Consider the following 17,015-nt stretch of genomic DNA (forward strand, 5'->3'; position numbering starts at 1 on the left):
CCCAAGATTTGAATATGATGTCATCTTCTGTGACAAACTGGAAATATATCTATTTTGTAGGAATAGGCGGGATCGGGATGAGCGCGCTCGCCCGCTGGTTTAAAGCCAATGGTTTTGAAGTGGCCGGGTATGATAAAACCATGACCCCGTTGGTCGGCAAGCTGATCGAGGAAGGCATTCCGGTAACGCTGGAAGATGACATTGCTACCATTCCCGACGCATTCAAAGCCGATCCGCAACAGACACTCGTCATTTACACGCCGGCTGTTCCGGTGCAGCATAAGCAAATGCATTATTTCAGGGATGAAAATTTCCTGATCCTGAAACGCTCACAAGTTTTAGGCATTTTAACCCAAAACCTGAGAACCATCGGCGTCGCGGGTACGCACGGGAAGACGACCACGTCCTCGCTCGTAGCGCACATTCTGCGTCACGCGCAGGTAAACAGCACGGCGTTTTTGGGAGGTATTACCCAAAATTACGGTACTAACCTGCTCCTGAACGAGCCTACCGAAAAGCTGGAAGAGGTTTTCTGCGTGGTAGAAGCCGATGAATTCGACCGCTCGTTTCTGACATTGTTCCCCGAAATCGCTATCGTAACATCCACCGACGCCGACCACCTCGACATTTACGGCAAGCACGAAGCCGTACTCGAATCCTTCCGGGATTATGTAAGCCAGATCGATGAGAACGGTGCATTGTTCATGCGCGAAGGACTGGAAATCGGGGATAGCAGCAAGGCGAAAGTATTTACCTACTCCCTGAACAGCGGCCCCTACCATTCGGAAAATATCCATATCGAGAACGCCCGCTTCGTATTCGACCTCGTTTATCCCGGCGGTATGATCGAAGGCATTGCGATGAAAATTCCGGGTTACCATAATATTGAAAATTCCATCGCGGCGAGCGCGGTGGCATTATACATCGGCGTCGAGCCGGCGAAGATCAAGGAAGCGCTGGAAAGCTACGGAGGTGTGAAGCGCCGTTTTGAATACCAGGTAGAGGAAGAGGGCAATGTGTATATCGACGATTATGCGCACCACCCGACGGAAATCGAGGCATTCCTGTCGTCGGTGAAGGGTTTGTACCCCGGCCGGCATGTGACGGCGATCTTCCAGCCGCACCTGTTCACCCGTACGCGTGATTTTGCCGATGGTTTTGCAGAAAGTTTGTCATTGGCCGACCGACTTTTGCTGCTCGATATTTATCCTGCACGCGAGCTGCCGATCGAGGGCGTCGATTCGCAGATGATCCTGGGCAAAGTGACCTCGAATGATAAACAACTGGTTGCAAAAGAAGAAGTTTTACAACTTTTAAAAGAATTAAATACGGATATTGTAGTCACGATCGGCGCCGGGGACATCGATACTTTGGTGGGGCCGATCCGCGATTTGCTGCAAAATCCAGTTGCGAATAATTAGTCAAAGCATTTTTAATATTACTAAGATGTTACGTAAATTTGACTATTCATGGACTTTGTTGAAGCGTAGTTTGTGGCTTATTCTGCCTATTGCCGGTATCGGTATGGCGGAAAGCAAGCTGGGTCAACAGCGTTGTACAAATCTCGTAATATCGATCCAGGGCGATTCAGGTACAAGATTCCTGAACCAAATGGATGTACAAATGCTGCTGACGGAGAACGGCGGCGATCCATTGATCGGGAGCAGACTCAGCGATGTGGCTTTGCACGATCTGGAAAATCGCGTCAGCCGGAACAAACTCATCAAGAAATGCCAGGTTTTTCGTGACCTCAGGGGCAATATAGTAGTCGAAGTAGAGCAGGAGAAACCGCTTGCTCGCTGGATTAACACTTCGGATAATGGGGAAATGCGGAACACATCGGGATACTATATCAACCACGAGGGCGTTTTTTTTCCTCTATCAGAAAGTTATTCAGCAAGAACGTTACTGGTTTCAGGGGCGTATTTCCAGAACCCTCAAAAGCTGAGGTCCGAAAAGGGCGCTCAGGTTTTGGAGTTATTGCGTTTTCTGAACACCGATCCGTTCTGGAAAGCACAGGTTACACAAATGAATGTGGATAAGGATGGTGAGGTAGACCTTACGACATTGCTCGGCGATCAGCGCATAGAGCTGGGTATGGCGGAGGATTTCGAAGCCAAATTCAAAAAGCTGCGCATCTTCTACGATAAGGTGCTGAGCAAGGATTGGGGCAGGTATAAAAGAATTAGTGTTAAGTTTCAAGATCAAATAGTTTGTGAATAATAATTCACCATCAGCATGGCACACGATAAGATTGTAGTTGGGGTAGATATTGGAAGTACGAAAATAACCGTGGTGGCTGCGCAAGGCTCGGCGACACGGCGCAACAATATCGAGATTCTGGGCTTCAGCGAGGTCCTTGTGCCGGCAGGAGCAGTAGTAAACGGCTCTGTTGAAAACATTAAACAGGTTGGCAGCGCGATCAAGGAAGCATTGGCGGAAGCCGGTTCCCGGTCGGATCTCGATATTGGAATAGTGAATGTAAGCTTCGGCGGTACGCACGTGAAAGTGAGTTCGCAAAGCGATGGTGTGATCAGGCCTTCGGCGTCGTCGGGCGAGGAAGTGACGCAGCGGGATGTCGACCAGTTGGTAGACGATATGTACCGCGCGAAAATCGAACCGAACTTCGATGTGCTGCATGTATTGCCGATGGATTTTACCGTCGATAACTCCACAGGCGTGCGCGAGCCGGTAGGCCGTACAGGCATCAAACTGGGAGGAAACTTCCTGGTGGTTTCTGCCAATAGCCAGTCGGTACTGCGTACGAAGAAAAGTCTTGCGGAGGCGGATCAGGCATTGAAATGCGAAAAGCTGGTATTGGCCCCGTTGGCGACCAGCCTTGCGGTGCTTACAGACAATGAAATGAAAGCCGGCATTGCCATGGTGGATATCGGCGACCATACCACGGACGTGATCATCTACCACGACCGCATTGTGCGCCACATTGCCTCGTTCCCGATCGGCGGACGGCACATTACCGCCGACCTCGAAGTAGGATGCGGCATTCAGTTCGAGAATGCGGAGCATTTGAAAAAGGAATATGGCGTGGCAGTCTCAGCCGACGTTCCGCTGAATGTGGAAATCCTGATCAACTACCTCGCAGGCCGCCAGCCGAAGCCGGTTCTGAAAAAGAATGTCGCATTGATCATCGAAGAACGCTTGAAAGAAATCGCGGCGATGGTTTATGCGGAGATTGTTAAGTCGGGCTATGCGGACAGGCTGATCGGCGGACTTGTGCTGACGGGCGGCTCTGCCAACATTCCGGAGATAGAGGCATTGTTCGAAAGGATTACCGACATGTCGGTACGTGTAGGCTATCCCGAAAACCTGGAACGCACGGCGAAAGCCGACGCGGTGAGCAATGCATCGTTCAATACAGCGATCGGACTCGCCTGGGCCGGCCTGAAATCGGTTGACCCTCGCGTGAAATCGGTTTGCAAACCGGCATCGGCATTCAATACGGGTAGTGTTGTGCAGAAAGAACCAGTGAAGGAAGTAAAAGAGACACCGAAGCGCAACGGAACGTTTTGGGACAACATAACCGGTATTATTGGAAAGAAGGACGATAGTCTGGGAGACTATTAACAGCCATATCACGCATACTCAACCCCGGAAAGAATATGAACAAAAGCTTGTTGCACGCATTAGACCAGGACTATATAGTGAACGAAATCATCAAAGACCCAAGCGGAGAGGGCAGCGGTGAGCCGGCGATCATCAAGGTAATTGGTGTCGGCGGGGGTGGTAGCAATGCTGTGAACTACATGTTTGAGAGAAAAATCAAAGATGTGGAATTTGCGGTTTGTAATACCGACAGACAAGCGCTTGCCAACAGCCCTGTCCCTGTGAAAATTCAGCTGGGTGCGACTTTGACACAAGGCCTGGGAGCCGGTACCGATGCCACGAAAGGCAAGGAAGCGGCTCTGGAAACGATTGAGGAGATCAAAGGACTTCTCGGAGGCTCTACGCAAATGGTATTTATCACCGCCGGTATGGGTGGTGGAACAGGTACTGGTGCCGCGCCGGTGATCGCGCAGTTGGCCAAGGAAATGGGCAAACTGACGGTAGCCGTAGTAACCGCGCCTTACACCTGGGAAGGACTTGACAAGAAGGAGCAGGCGCTCGAAGGTATCGAGCAGCTGAAAGAATATAGCGACACGGTCCTCGTGGTTTTGAACGACAAGCTCGAAGAACTATACGAGGATATGACATTGACGCAGGCTTTTGCAGAAGCAGACGGCATTTTGCTCAATGCGGTGAAAAGTATCTCCGAGATCATTACCACCAACGGTAACATCAACACCGACTTCAAAGATGTGGAGAAAGTGTTGAAAAGCGCCGGGCAGTCGGTAATGGGTACGTCGGAATCCACCGGTTCCGACCGTGCGCAAAATGCGATTAAGGAAGCGCTCGATTCACCACTTTTGAACGATCGCGATATTCGTGGTGCCAAAAGAATCCTCGTGACGCTTGCGACCAGCAAAAAGAAAGAGGCTACGATGCGCGAACAGCGCGAGATCTGGCAATATGTGCTTTCGCAGGTTGGCGGTGAAGCGCGCATGTTCAAACTGGGTACGATCACTGACGATTCACTCGGCGACAAGCTCCGCGTGACTGTTGTAGCGGCTGGTTTCGACAGTATTGAATCACCGATCCCGGGCATTCAGCTGAAAGGGGTGAAAGGACAGCCGCAACCAGCTCCGGTAGTGGTGGAAGAACCGATAGTAGAGATTTCGGAGCCGGTAGCGGTGGAAGAAGAGGAATTGGTACTGACCGGCGAATTGGAAGAAAATACGCCGACCAGCTCGATAGACCTCGTTCTCGAAGATGAGAGAGTGACGCACGGATTCGATCCTATCAACATTTCGCTGACGGAAATCGAGCCGACGAACGACTGGACCGATGAAGACGCCCTGAAAATGGAGATGATGGTAAAATCATTCCGAGACGGGCTCGTGAAATATTCCGATCTGGAAGGCCCGGCGTACCGTCGGAGCAGGGTAGAGCTCTGGAAGCGACCCGCCATTCCGGCACATGAAATGGAACAGCACTGGCTGAAATAGCAAAAAGGGAGCGACGAGCTCCCTTTTTTAGTGCATTGTTTTAATGTCTTAGAAATGGATGATCTGCCCGGCTTGTATTTCGAGTAACTCTTTGTACAATGCGTTTGACATCACATTGTCCTGGTAAGACGAGCGGATTTGCCCTAGCTTCACACGCATTGCGAGCGTATTCATGCCCAGGTAGCTGAAAACGTCGTTCAGATGGCTCAATGCAATGGTAGCGCCCTGCGGATTAGAGGATAAACCTACCAATGCGGCTTTTTTATTGGAAAAACTATTGGGATAAGGAAGCCCGTCGATAAACGCTTTCAATACGCCAGGGTAGGAGCCATTATACTCGGGTACAATGAACACGAACTTGTCTGTCTGTTCCAGCAATGATTTCAAATTGTTGAAAGCCTCATTCTTGCCAGTATTGCCATATAATGCCGAGACCGTAAAATCATCGGGCAGGTTCACCAGATCAAGGATAATGCTGGTGGCGCCAAGCTGGCTGAGAATGCCCTGGTAATAGTCGGCAATTTTTCTGGACATCGAATTGGGACGGTTGGTGCCAACGATAATCACTATGGGCGATGTAGATACACTCATTTGAAAACCCAGTATGCGCGATTCTCCGAACTGCGCAGGTTAATATTAGTTATCATCAGTAACAAATAATGGATAGAATTGTTCTAATGTGGCATTTGCGGTGGCAAATCTAACCGTCAAACCGACACGTTACCAGGCCGGTTTTCAGGATACACAACAATTATTGTTATATTTGAGCCCGTTATTCATCATGAAATTTCAATAATCATCTGGTTTTCAGATTGTTATACATAAATCAACCCACATAAATATGTCCTGGTTTATTCGGAAAGAAAAAGGTATCAACACACCGACTGAAATGAAGCGCGAAGCGCCGGACGGTTTGTGGTATCAATGTCCTAATTGCAAAAAAATCACTCCTACCAGGGAACATAAGCAGAATGCTTTTACCTGCCCGCATTGCAACTACCATGAAAAAGTGGGGTCGGACGTGTATTTCAACCTGCTTTTCGATGACAATGAGTTTATCGAACTCGATGCGAACCTAATCTCCGGCGACCCGCTGGGTTTTGTAGATACTAAGGCTTACCCCGACCGTATCAAGTCGACCATGAAAAAAACCGGGTTGAAAGATGCGGTGCGCACAGGTCATGGTAAAATGAATGGGCTGGATCTCGTAATCGCCTGTATGGATTTCAGTTTCATCGGCGGATCGATGGGTTCGGTAGTGGGAGAAAAAATCGCACGTGCGATTTCTTACTCTTTGGAAAAGAAGATCCCATTCCTGATGATTTCGAAGTCGGGCGGTGCCCGGATGATGGAGGCAGGGTTTTCGCTGATGCAAATGGCAAAGACCTCGGCACGTCTGGCGCAATTGTCGGAGGCCAAAGTGCCATACATTTCGCTGCTCACTGATCCTACAACCGGCGGTGTTACAGCATCTTACGCCATGCTCGGCGACTTCAACATTTCGGAGCCCGAAGCGTTGATCGGATTCGCCGGTCCGCGCGTAATCCGCGAGACGATCGGTAAGGACCTGCCGAAAGGCTTCCAAAGCGCGGAATTCGTGCTGGAACACGGTTTCCTCGACTTCATTGTCGATCGCAAGGATTTGAAAGATAAATTGACAAGCCTGCTGAGTATGCTTGCATAAGCAATAGCATTGAACAAAGCGGCCCGTCAGGTTATCTGGCGGGCCGCTTTGTATTTAGGCTAATGCATTGATTGCGGTGACTAGGGACAGGCTTCTTTCCGTCGGGTGTCGGTAATGTCGTTGATCTTCCAGCCGCTGTTTGTTTTGATAAGGTTAAAAACATTAACGCCGCAGTGCGAGAACTTTTCGCCGAGGTAAAACTTGTAAGGCGCCCATACCACGGCCATAGGCCCGTCGATAGAAACCTTGACGTCGTAAATGCGCTCGTCCCATTGATCCTTATGTGGCGTACCTACGGCTTTGACGAAACCGTCGACCGTGCCTTTGTGCGTGACGGTGGAATCGGCGGCATTCTTGGAAATGGAGGTCAATGCGGCTGTTTTGGTAAACACGCTTCTGACGGCAGTGGAATCGCCATTGCGCATTCCCGTGAATAGTTTGTCGACAGTCTCGCGTGCGGCTGCTGCGTCGGGAGCTGCTGCGGACGGCGCTTGTGCGATAGCGCGGTGCGCGGGCGAGGCAACCGTGGCAATAAGCAGAATAAGTGTCAGGAAATGGCTAATACGTTTCATTGGTATAGTTTTAACAAAAACTTAATTTTGAGCCCCTTTGTAAATTTTTGGGAATCGATATGTCGGAAAAAATAGTTAAAAAAGTAGATATAAGGAACAGACGGGCTTCATTCGAATACTTCTTCCTCGAAGAGTTCACGACCGGTATGGTGCTTACAGGTACGGAAATCAAATCGATCAGGCAGGGTAAGGTCAATTTCCAGGATGCTTACTGCCTGTTTATGGATGGAGAACTTTTCATTCGCAGTCTTCACATTTCGCCTTACACAGAAGGCACGCATTACAACCACGAGCCGATGCGCGACCGCAAATTGCTGATTACCAAGCGCGAGCGGAAGAAATTGATCGAAGGTTTGAAGGATGTCGGCCTTACGATTATACCTGTCCGGTTGTTCACCAGCGAGCGGGGGTTGGCCAAGTTACATATTGCGCTGGCAAAAGGTAAAAAGCTTTACGATAAGCGGGATAGCATTAAAGAGCGGGATGTGAAACGCGAGAATGATCGTGCAGGTTACTGAGTGGCCGGTCGCGTAAGCGTACAAAATGTGCTAATTCGGTGATCCTGCGGGTTTTCCGGTAAATCCTTTCAGCAATATTTGAAAATCTCGGAGCGTTTTTTCTGGTGAAATATTCTTATATTGTGGGAATTAACGACCACAGGGCTCATGGGTAAAGTATTGGTTCTGAATCAGGATTACAGCGCATTAAGTGTTTGCACAGTTCCGAAGGCATTTCTGCTGGTGTATATGAAGAAAGCGGAAATGCTCGCCGAATCTCAGCTGGAACATTTGAGGACCGTCAACGACAGGTATCCCATGCCCGTCGTGATACGCCTGCATCGCTACATACACATACCATACAGAGGCGTAGTCATGACCAGGCAAAACCTCTTCAAGCGGGACGGCAACAGGTGCCAGTATTGCGGAACCCACGATAATCTGACCCTGGACCATGTGATGCCGAAAAGTAGGGGAGGGAAAACCACCTGGGATAATTTGGCCACCGCATGTAAAAGATGCAACTCCCGCAAAGGAGACCATACGCCGGAAGAGGTTGACATGCCGTTAAAGCAGCGACCGTTCCGGCCTTCTTTTTTAATGTTCATCCGGGATTTTTCAGGCATGGCCGATGACGAGTGGCTGCCGTACCTCGGATCGAAGGAGCGTTCTTGCTAACGTCGTTCGGTACGGTGCCGGTTTGCGTAATGTCATTTGTTGTCAAGAATAGTCAGAAGGTTGACTACGCTTGACTACTTCCTGACCACTTCCTGACTATTTCCTGACCAGAACCTGACTTTTTCGCGCCCGAATGGCGCCTATCTCCCTCATTGCCAAATTAAAATTGCCAACGTTTCAGATTTTCGCTGGGAATGCGTAATTTTGCGTCCTGATTTTTCAAAAATACTTGTTGAACTAATTTTCAGCCGATTAGCCCGCCGGCTGATGTATCGAAGGGCCATTATTCCTATTTATGTCTAAGGAAAAACAAAATCAACCACTTCCCGAATTCGATTGGGATAAAGCATCAGACAAAGGTTTCGGAACTGCTTATTCATCTGCTGACCGTACCCGTCTGGAACAAATGTATGAGACTACCCTTTCTCCTGTTTCGGAAAAAGAAGTAGTTAAAGGTGTTGTAGTAGGTATTACAGACCGCGAGGTGATCCTGAACATCGGTTTCAAATCTGATGGTATCGTTTCATCCAATGAATTCCGCGACCTGCCAGGTTTGAAAATCGGCGACGAAGTGGAAGTTTACGTAGAGAACCAGGAAGACGCACAAGGTCAGCTGGTGCTTTCACGCAAAAAAGCGAAAGTTATCACTGCATGGGATAACATCCAGAAATCATTCGACGAGGATGTTGTTATCGATGCAAATGTTAAGAGAAGAACCAAAGGTGGTCTTATCGTTGATATTTTCGGCATTGAAGCCTTCTTGCCAGGTTCACAAATCGATGTGAAACCAATCCGTGATTTCGACGTGTTCGTTGGAAAGCGCATGGAAGTAAAAGTTGTGAAAATCAACTACGCTAACGATAACGTAGTAGTATCTCACAAAATCCTGATCGAGAAAGACCTCGAAGCACAACGTCAGCAAATCCTGAACAACCTTGAAAAAGGTCAGGTATTGGAAGGCGTGATCAAAAACATGACCAACTTCGGTGTGTTCATCGACCTTGGTGGTGTTGACGGTCTGTTGCACATTACTGATATTTCATGGGGCCGTATCAACCACCCATCTGACCTCCTTTCATTGGATCAGAAACTGAACGTGGTTGTTCTCGACTTCGACGAAGAGAAAAAGCGTATTTCTTTGGGTCTGAAACAACTTCAGTCTCACCCATGGGATTCACTGGCAGACGAAATCCAGGTTGGTTCGAAAGTTACTGGTCGCATCGTTAATGTTGCTGACTACGGCGCTTTCCTTGAAATCAAACCAGGTGTTGAAGGTCTGATCCACGTTTCTGAAATGTCATGGTCTCAGCACCTGCGCAATCCACAGGAGTTCATGAACGTGAACGACGAGATCAGCGCGGTTGTATTGACGCTTGACCGTCAGGAGCGCAAAATGTCTCTCGGTATCAAACAACTTACCGAAGATCCTTGGACTCAAGGTTCATTGAAAGAGAAATATGCGATCGGCACCCGTCACAAAGGTGTTGTTCGTAACCTGACTAACTTCGGTCTCTTTATTGAACTCGAAGAAGGTATCGACGGTCTGGTACACGTTTCTGACCTTTCATGGACTAAGAAAATCAAGCATCCTTCCGACTTCGTGAAAGTAAACGACGAGCTGGAAGTAGTTGTACTTGAACTGGACGCGGACAACCGTCGTCTTGCTTTGGGCCACAAACAGCTTGAGGAAAACCCATGGGATACTTTCGAGAGCATTTTCGAAGTAGGTTCAGTACACAAATCTACGATCGTTGCAAAAGGTGATAAATTTGCTACACTCGAACTTCCTTACGGAATCGAAGGTGTTGCTTCTATCAAAAACCTTGCGAAAGAAGACGGAACATTTGCTGAGGTAGGTGAGAGCCTTGACTTCACTGTTCTTGAATTCCTGAAAGACGAGAAGAAAATCGTTCTGACTCACTCGAAAGTGAAAGGCGTACCAGCTGAGGAAAGAAGAGAGGACAAGCCTAAGGCTGCGAAAAGCGCTCCTGCTTCTGAATCGGTAAACAAGGAAGCAGAGAAATCTACTTTCGGTGACCTGAGCGTTCTGTCTGCATTGAAAGAGCAGATGGAAGAGAGCGAGAAGAAAGGAAAAAAGTAAAATAAAATATGGTGCAGAAGAATTTTTTAATACTTTTGCACCCGGAATCAGCTGCCAGCCTCGTGCAGGCAGCTGATTTTTAAAAATGGTTCCGTGGCCGAGTGGCTAGGCAGAGGTCTGCAAAACCTCGTACAGCGGTTCGAATCCGCTCGGAACCTCCCCTTGAATTGTGGCCTTTTTCCCCAGGATTTTGGCACAATAAAATGCCTGAAAAATACCATTTGGAACAAGCTTTTTAAACGAGCTCCAAATGGTATTTTTTTTGCTAGTTAGTTGAAAATCAAGTGCTACGGATTTTGTAACTGTTGTGAAATTTGTCAAGCAAATTAGACAAATTATAAATAAGAAGGTGGGGTAAAATATCCCTGAAATACTTTTGCGGATAAAGAATCGTGAGCTAGTTTTGTCTGTTGAAGAATAATGAATAGTTGATTATGAATATACCATTCCGAATGGACGCTAAGTTTTGTTCCTTCTTTAATTACTCAAAATCCTTTGTAGCTATCCTCTTAGCTATCTTATTAAGCGTACCTACTTTAGTATCTGCGCAGGATAGCGCTGCTGCTGCGGCACCTGCCGCCGGCGCTGCTGCACCTGCTGGTGCAGCTTCCACTGGGGGGGGCGACGCTGCGAAAGGTGAATCGATCTTCAAAAACAACTGCGCTCAGTGCCACGCTCCAACCGACGAACGTGTAGTTGGTCCGGGTCTGAAAGGTGCAAGTTCCCGTCATGATTTTGCCTGGCTGTCGAAATGGGTACGTAACTCTTCCGCGATGATCGCTTCGGGCGATGCGTATGCTGTTAAAATTTACAACGAATATTCGAAAGCTCAGATGACGAGCTTCCCGAATCTTTCGGACGATGATATCAAAGCGATCTTCGCTTACGTAGACCAGGCGTCTGCTGCTCCTGCCGCTGCTGCGGGTGGTGCTGCTCCTGCCGGTGGCGCTGCTGCTGGTGATGCCAAAGGTGGTGCTCCTTCCGATCTGTTTGTGATCGTGCTGGTTGCATTGGTCGTTGTAATGGTGCTGGTACTCGGTGTTCTTCTCGTGATTGTATCGCTTCTTTCGAAGGCGGTTAAAGGCGGGGGGGCTGAAACTGAGGCTCCTGCCGGTGAAGGTTTCGGTGGTTTGCTTAAAAGGCTGACCGTTGATCCGGCGATCCGTTCTGCGACGCTCTGGATTTTCGTTCTGTTGGTTTTGAAATCTACTTTGGACGGTGCGTTTAACGTAGGCGTTCAGCAGGGATATGCTCCTAAGCAGCCTATTTCATTCTCTCACAAACTGCACGCAGGCGAATACAAAATCGACTGTAACTATTGCCACACCGGTGTTAACCGCGGTAAGTCGGCGCACATCCCTTCTGCTAACATCTGTATGAACTGCCACGGTGTTATCAAAAAGGAATCTCCTGAAATTCAAAAGATTTATACTTCTATCGAGAACAACCAGCCTATCGAATGGGTGCGCGTTCACAACTTGCCTGACCTGGCGTACTTCAACCACGCACAACACGTAAACGTGGGTGGCCTGGAATGCCAGAACTGCCACGGCGATGTTGAGAAAATGGAAGTAATACAGCAACGTTCGTCACTGACGATGGGATGGTGTATTGATTGTCACCGTAAAACTGAGGTAAATACCAAAGACAATCAGTACTACGATAAGCTGGTACAGTTGCACGCTTCTGAAAGCAAAGAGGCTTTGAAAGTAGCGGATATTGGTGGTCTGGAATGTTCTAAGTGCCACTACTAATCAAGAAATTAATACCGGATACAACTCATTGTATTGAATAGTTTTATGGAAAATACTAATAAAAGATACTGGCGGGGACTTGAAGAGCTGAGGAATGATGAGAAGTTTGTAAAAGATGCAAGTTCAGAGTTCCCAAGCGCACCGACCGAAAGTCAGTATGAAAGCCTGGTGGATGGCGTAGGAACCCATCGTCGTGATTTCCTTAAAGTATTGGGCTTTGGAATGGCGGCTGTATCGCTCGCAGCTTGCGAAACGCCGGTAAAGAAAGCCATCCCTTACGTTAACAAGCCGGAAGGCGAATTCCCTACTATATCTAACTGGTATGCATCCACTTACGCAGAAGGTGGTGACTACGCAAGTATCCTGGTCAAAACCCGCGAGGGACGGCCTGTTAAAATAGAAAGCAACTCCCTTTCCAAAGTATCCTGGGGTGTAAGCTCAAGAGCACACGCTTCGTTGCTCGGCTTGTATGACAATGAGAAACTGAAAGGACCTAAGAAAGGTGAAGATACCAAAGTAAGCTGGGAAACTGTCGACAAGGAGATCGCTGATCAACTTGGCGCAATCGCAGCAAAAGGCGGAGCAATCCGTATCCTTACTTCTACTATTCTGAGCCCGTCGACCAAGGCGGTAATCGCAGACTTCACTGCAAAATATCCAACCACTACCCACGTGGTTTACGATGCCAACTCTTCTTACGCACTTGTAAAAGGCAATGAGTTGTCATTCGGTAAAGCCGTTATTCCTTCTTACGATTTCAGCAAAGCGAAAGTAGTTGTAGGCATCGACGGTGACTTCCTCGGAACATGGCTTGCACCTGATACATTCTCGAAGCAATTCGCCGACACTCGTCGCGTGAGCAGCGGGCATGACGGAAACAAGCAAATGTCCCGCTTGTACCAATTCGAATCTACACTTTCACTGACCGGTGCCAATGCAGATTACCGTACTGCTGTGAAACCTTCGCAGATCGGTCTGGTTGCAGCTGCATTGTATAATAAAGTTGCGGCGAAACTGGGCGGAGCTTCCATTGCTACTGCGGCATTAAACATCGAAAACCTGGACAAAGCAGCAGCGGATCTCGTTGCAGCGAAAGGCCAGGCATTGGTTGTTTCAGGTGTAAACGATCCTTCGGTACAGGTTGTGGTGAATGCGCTGAACAGCCTGCTGGGCAGCTACGGTTCTACCATTAACCTTGACAAACCTGCAAACTATCGTCAGGGTAACGATATCGCTACCAATCAACTGATCGACGAAGTTAAAGGCGGTAAAGTTTCTGCATTGATTTTGTGGGGTGCCAACCCGGTTTACGATCACCCACGCGGTGCTGAACTGGCTTCTGCATTGCCGCAGGTTTCATTGAGCGTATCGTTCAACGACCGCGCTGATGAAACTTCTTCCCTTTTGAAATACATCCTTCCTGCACCGCACTACCTCGAATCTTGGGGTGATGCAGAACCGGTAGCGGGATCATACAGCTTGATTCAACCGGCGATTAGTCTGATTTTCAGCACTCGTCAGGCGCAATCATCGCTTTTGAAATGGGCGGGCGCTTCGGCTGACTACCATGAATATGTAAAAGCATATTGGAGAAAGAACATCTATCCGCAAGCCGGAGGTGGTGACTTCGAGAAATTCTGGGTTAAATCCCTGCATGATGGCGTTCTGGATGTAGCTTCTGCTGCAACGGGCGCAGGCGCGACATTCTCCGGAAACCTTCCGACTGCTGCCGCTGCAATTGCAAAAAGATATAAAGCATCGTCATCAGGACTGGAACTTGCGATTTTCGAAAACGTAGGGATGGGTACCGGTTTCGCTGCAAACAACCCATGGTTGCAGGAAAATCCAGATCCGATTACCAAAGCTACCTGGGATAATCACGCAAATCTTTCACAAAAAACAGCAACTGAACTCGGCGTAGCGCAGGGTGATGTTGTGAAACTGGATATCAAAGGCAAATCAGTTGAGTTGCCGGTGATCATTCAACCAGGTTTGGCGCAAGGTACTGTGGCTGTCGCGGTAGGTTATGGCCGTGAGAAAGCTGGTAAATCTGCTAATGGTGTAGGTAAAAACGTATTCCCGTTTGCTGCATTCACCGAAGGCTTCCTGAACTTTACGCCGGGTGAAGTAACCCTGTCGAAAACAGGTGAGACCCGCGAAATTGCTCAGACTCAGACACACAGTACAGTAATGAACCGTAAATCGGTTCTGCAGGAAACTGTATTGTCCCACTTCCAGAAAGATCCTTTGGCGGGACGTTTCATTCCGAAAATCCAGACTTCGGAGGGCGAGGTTGACGCAACAGACCTGTCGCTTTGGAACGGTCACAAATACAAGAACCACTCATGGGGTATGGTGATCGACCTGAACACCTGCTTCGGTTGCGGATCTTGCGTGATCAGCTGCCAGAATGAAAACAACATTCCGGTAGTAGGTCGTCAGGAAATCATCAATGCGCGTGAAATGCACTGGCTGCGTATCGACCGCTATTACAGCAGCGATGCGGACGTGGAAGATCTTCGCGGATTGGAAATCGCTTCTGAAAATCCGGAAGTTACATTCCAGCCAATGCTTTGCCAGCACTGTAACAATGCTCCTTGCGAAACGGTATGTCCGGTATTGGCTACTACCCACAGCTCGGAAGGTTTGAACCAAATGACTTACAACCGTTGTGTAGGTACGAGATATTGTGCAAACAACTGCCCGTATAAAGTACGTCGCTTCAACTGGTTCAAATATTTTGATAACGACAACTTCGATTACAACTTCAATAATGACCTCGGTAAAATGGTCATTAACCCTGATGTAACGGTACGTTCAAGAGGGGTAATTGAAAAATGCTCAATGTGTGTTCACAGAATCCAGGAAGCCAAGCTGACTGCGAAGAAAGAAAGAAGACGCATTGTTGACGGTGAAGTGAGTGTTGCATGTGCTTCGTCCTGCCCTACGGACGCGATCACATTCGGCGACATGAACGATCCGGAAAGCCGCATCTCGAAATTGCTGGAAGTAGAAAGAGAAGGACGCGCATTCCATATGCTGGAAGAAATCAACGTTCGTCCGCAAATCTCTTACCTCACCAAGATCCGTAACAAGGACGCAGCTGCCGCGAAAGCTGAAAAGGCTGAGAAAGAGCACGCTTAATATCAGAGTTTAGAATTATTGACGATCCAATCATTATAAATAAATAGTAGTATGCATGTTACTTCACCTGTAAGAGAACCGCTGATTCAAGGTGGGAAAACGTACGCGGACGTAACGGAAGACATATGCCGCCACGTGGAGGCAGCTCCCACGAAGGAATGGAAGATCGCTTTCGGACTTTCGCTCGTCGTTCTGGCGTATGGATCCGCATGTCTTGCCTGGACCTGGTGGGAAGGCCTCGGAGTTTGGGGTTTGAATAAAACAGTAGGTTGGGCCTGGGACATCACCAACTTCGTATGGTGGGTAGGTATCGGTCACGCGGGAACGCTGATCTCCGCGATCCTCTTGCTCTTCCGTCAGAAATGGAGAACTTCCATCAACCGCGCAGCGGAAGCGATGACGATCTTCGCCGTTATTTGTGCTGCTTCGTTTATTTTAATGCACATGGGTCGTCCCTGGATGGCTTACTGGGCGCTTCCATTGCCAAACGCATTCGGCTCACTTTGGGTTAACTTCAACTCGCCACTCGTTTGGGACGTATTTGCGATCAGTACTTACTTCTCCGTATCGTTGGTGTTCTGGTACATCGGTCTCATTCCTGACCTTGCTACCATCCGTGACCGCGCTACCAGCAAAGTTTCGAAATTCATGTACGGAACATTTGCAATGGGCTGGGACGGTTCAGCTAAGACCTGGGCACGTTACGAATACATTTCATTGATCCTTGCGGGTCTTTCTACCCCACTTGTACTTTCGGTACACACCATTGTAAGTATGGACTTTGCTACCTCGGTAATTCCGGGATGGCACACGACGATCTTCCCTCCGTACTTCGTTGCGGGTGCGATCTTCTCCGGATTCGCGATGGTACAAAACCTGATGCTTATCACACGTGTAGTTTACAAATTGGAAGACTACATTACATTGGAGCACATTGAAACCATGAACAAGGTTATCACGCTGACAGGTTCTGTTGTGGGTGTGGCCTATATCACTGAGTTCTTCATTGCATGGTACGGTGGTGTGGAATACGAATACTATGCATTCTTCAACCGTATGACCGGTCCTTACTGGTGGGCATACTGGGCGATGATGACTTGTAACGTAATCTCTCCACAGCTTTTCTGGTCGAGAAAACTGCGTCGCAGCATCACCTTTACATTCTTTATCTCTGTCGTGGTAAATATCGGTATGTGGTTCGAGCGTTTCGTAATTATCGTAACCTCCCTGCACCGTGACTATATTCCTTCAAGCTGGTCGATGTTCTCGCCAACGCGTTACGATATCGGGGACTACATTTTCTCCTTCGGTTTGTTCTTCACATTGTTCCTCCTGTTCTCGAAATACCTGCCGGTAGTAAACATGGCGGAAGTGAAAGCGGTATTGCGTTCGACATCTGCGCAGCTGCCTGCTAAGATCGCCGGAGTTGCGAAAGTAAGACAGCGCGGAACTGCTGAACCCGCTTACAACAAGGATCAGGAATAATAGCATTGCGTAAAAGCGAATTATAGAGATTATAATT

At 48.4% G+C, this 17,015-nt stretch carries 13 protein-coding genes and 1 tRNA gene; 12 read left to right on the forward strand and 2 right to left on the reverse strand.

Annotated features, from left to right (window positions below):
* The first annotated feature begins 14 nt into the window (after positions 1-14).
* Genes murC through ftsZ form a run of 4 tightly spaced genes read left to right on the forward strand, consistent with a single transcriptional unit; the run spans position 15 to position 5,063 of the window.
* Entirely contained in the window at positions 15-1,421 is a 1,407-nt protein-coding gene (murC, locus tag BLQ88_RS11905; protein ID WP_090149653.1) for a UDP-N-acetylmuramate--L-alanine ligase, read from the forward strand.
* A 25-nt stretch (positions 1,422-1,446) separates the two neighbouring features.
* Positions 1,447-2,223: a cell division protein FtsQ/DivIB gene (locus BLQ88_RS11910; protein WP_090149656.1), complete on the forward strand. Its 777-nt coding sequence runs from the start codon at positions 1,447-1,449 to the stop codon at positions 2,221-2,223.
* A 15-nt stretch (positions 2,224-2,238) separates the two neighbouring features.
* On the forward strand, positions 2,239-3,585 hold the full coding sequence (gene ftsA / locus BLQ88_RS11915) for a cell division protein FtsA (protein ID WP_090149658.1): 1,347 nt from the start codon (positions 2,239-2,241) through the stop codon (positions 3,583-3,585).
* Positions 3,586-3,620: 35 nt separating this feature from the next.
* Positions 3,621-5,063 (forward strand): cell division protein FtsZ, encoded by a 1,443-nt coding sequence (gene ftsZ, locus BLQ88_RS11920; RefSeq protein ID WP_090149661.1) that lies wholly within the window; start codon positions 3,621-3,623, stop codon positions 5,061-5,063.
* A 48-nt stretch (positions 5,064-5,111) separates the two neighbouring features.
* Here ftsZ and BLQ88_RS11925 read toward each other — a convergent pair whose 3' ends face one another.
* Positions 5,112-5,654 carry an NADPH-dependent FMN reductase gene (locus tag BLQ88_RS11925; protein ID WP_090149663.1) on the reverse strand — a complete coding sequence of 181 codons (543 nt, stop codon included), beginning with the start codon at positions 5,652-5,654 and terminating at the stop codon, positions 5,112-5,114.
* Positions 5,655-5,904: 250 nt separating this feature from the next.
* On the opposite strand from BLQ88_RS11925, the gene accD reads away from it, so the two are divergent.
* On the forward strand, positions 5,905-6,747 hold the full coding sequence (accD, locus tag BLQ88_RS11930; RefSeq protein ID WP_090149665.1) for an acetyl-CoA carboxylase, carboxyltransferase subunit beta: 843 nt from the start codon (positions 5,905-5,907) through the stop codon (positions 6,745-6,747).
* Positions 6,748-6,827: 80 nt separating this feature from the next.
* On the opposite strand, the gene BLQ88_RS11935 is transcribed toward accD, so the two are convergent.
* Positions 6,828-7,319 (reverse strand): nuclear transport factor 2 family protein, encoded by a 492-nt coding sequence (locus BLQ88_RS11935; protein ID WP_090149668.1) that lies wholly within the window; start codon positions 7,317-7,319, stop codon positions 6,828-6,830.
* Positions 7,320-7,378: 59 nt separating this feature from the next.
* On the opposite strand from BLQ88_RS11935, the gene smpB reads away from it, so the two are divergent.
* The 7 genes from smpB (at position 7,379) to nrfD (ending at position 16,978) form a co-directional block, all read left to right on the forward strand.
* On the forward strand, positions 7,379-7,837 hold the full coding sequence (gene smpB / locus BLQ88_RS11940; protein WP_090149671.1) for an SsrA-binding protein SmpB: 459 nt from the start codon (positions 7,379-7,381) through the stop codon (positions 7,835-7,837).
* A 147-nt stretch (positions 7,838-7,984) separates the two neighbouring features.
* On the forward strand, positions 7,985-8,494 hold the full coding sequence (locus tag BLQ88_RS11945) for an HNH endonuclease (RefSeq protein WP_019944881.1): 510 nt from the start codon (positions 7,985-7,987) through the stop codon (positions 8,492-8,494).
* Positions 8,495-8,789: 295 nt separating this feature from the next.
* Positions 8,790-10,595, forward strand: coding sequence for a 30S ribosomal protein S1 (rpsA, locus tag BLQ88_RS11950; protein ID WP_090149673.1), 1,806 nt, complete (start codon positions 8,790-8,792; stop codon positions 10,593-10,595).
* A gap of 87 nt (positions 10,596-10,682) precedes the next feature.
* A tRNA-Cys gene (locus tag BLQ88_RS11955) sits at positions 10,683-10,753 on the forward strand.
* A gap of 294 nt (positions 10,754-11,047) precedes the next feature.
* The gene (locus BLQ88_RS11960; RefSeq protein WP_090149838.1) at positions 11,048-12,349 is read left to right on the forward strand and encodes a c-type cytochrome; all 1,302 of its coding nucleotides are present in this window, start codon (positions 11,048-11,050) and stop codon (positions 12,347-12,349) included.
* 45 nt (positions 12,350-12,394) lie between these two features.
* Positions 12,395-15,493 (forward strand): TAT-variant-translocated molybdopterin oxidoreductase, encoded by a 3,099-nt coding sequence (locus BLQ88_RS11965; RefSeq protein ID WP_090149676.1) that lies wholly within the window; start codon positions 12,395-12,397, stop codon positions 15,491-15,493.
* Between the two features lie 51 nt (positions 15,494-15,544).
* Positions 15,545-16,978 carry an NrfD/PsrC family molybdoenzyme membrane anchor subunit gene (nrfD, locus tag BLQ88_RS11970; RefSeq protein ID WP_090149678.1) on the forward strand — a complete coding sequence of 478 codons (1,434 nt, stop codon included), beginning with the start codon at positions 15,545-15,547 and terminating at the stop codon, positions 16,976-16,978.
* The last annotated feature ends 37 nt before the right edge of the window (positions 16,979-17,015 follow it).

The sequence above is a fragment of the Dyadobacter soli genome, from assembly GCF_900101885.1.
Lineage (GTDB): Bacteria > Bacteroidota > Bacteroidia > Cytophagales > Spirosomataceae > Dyadobacter > Dyadobacter soli.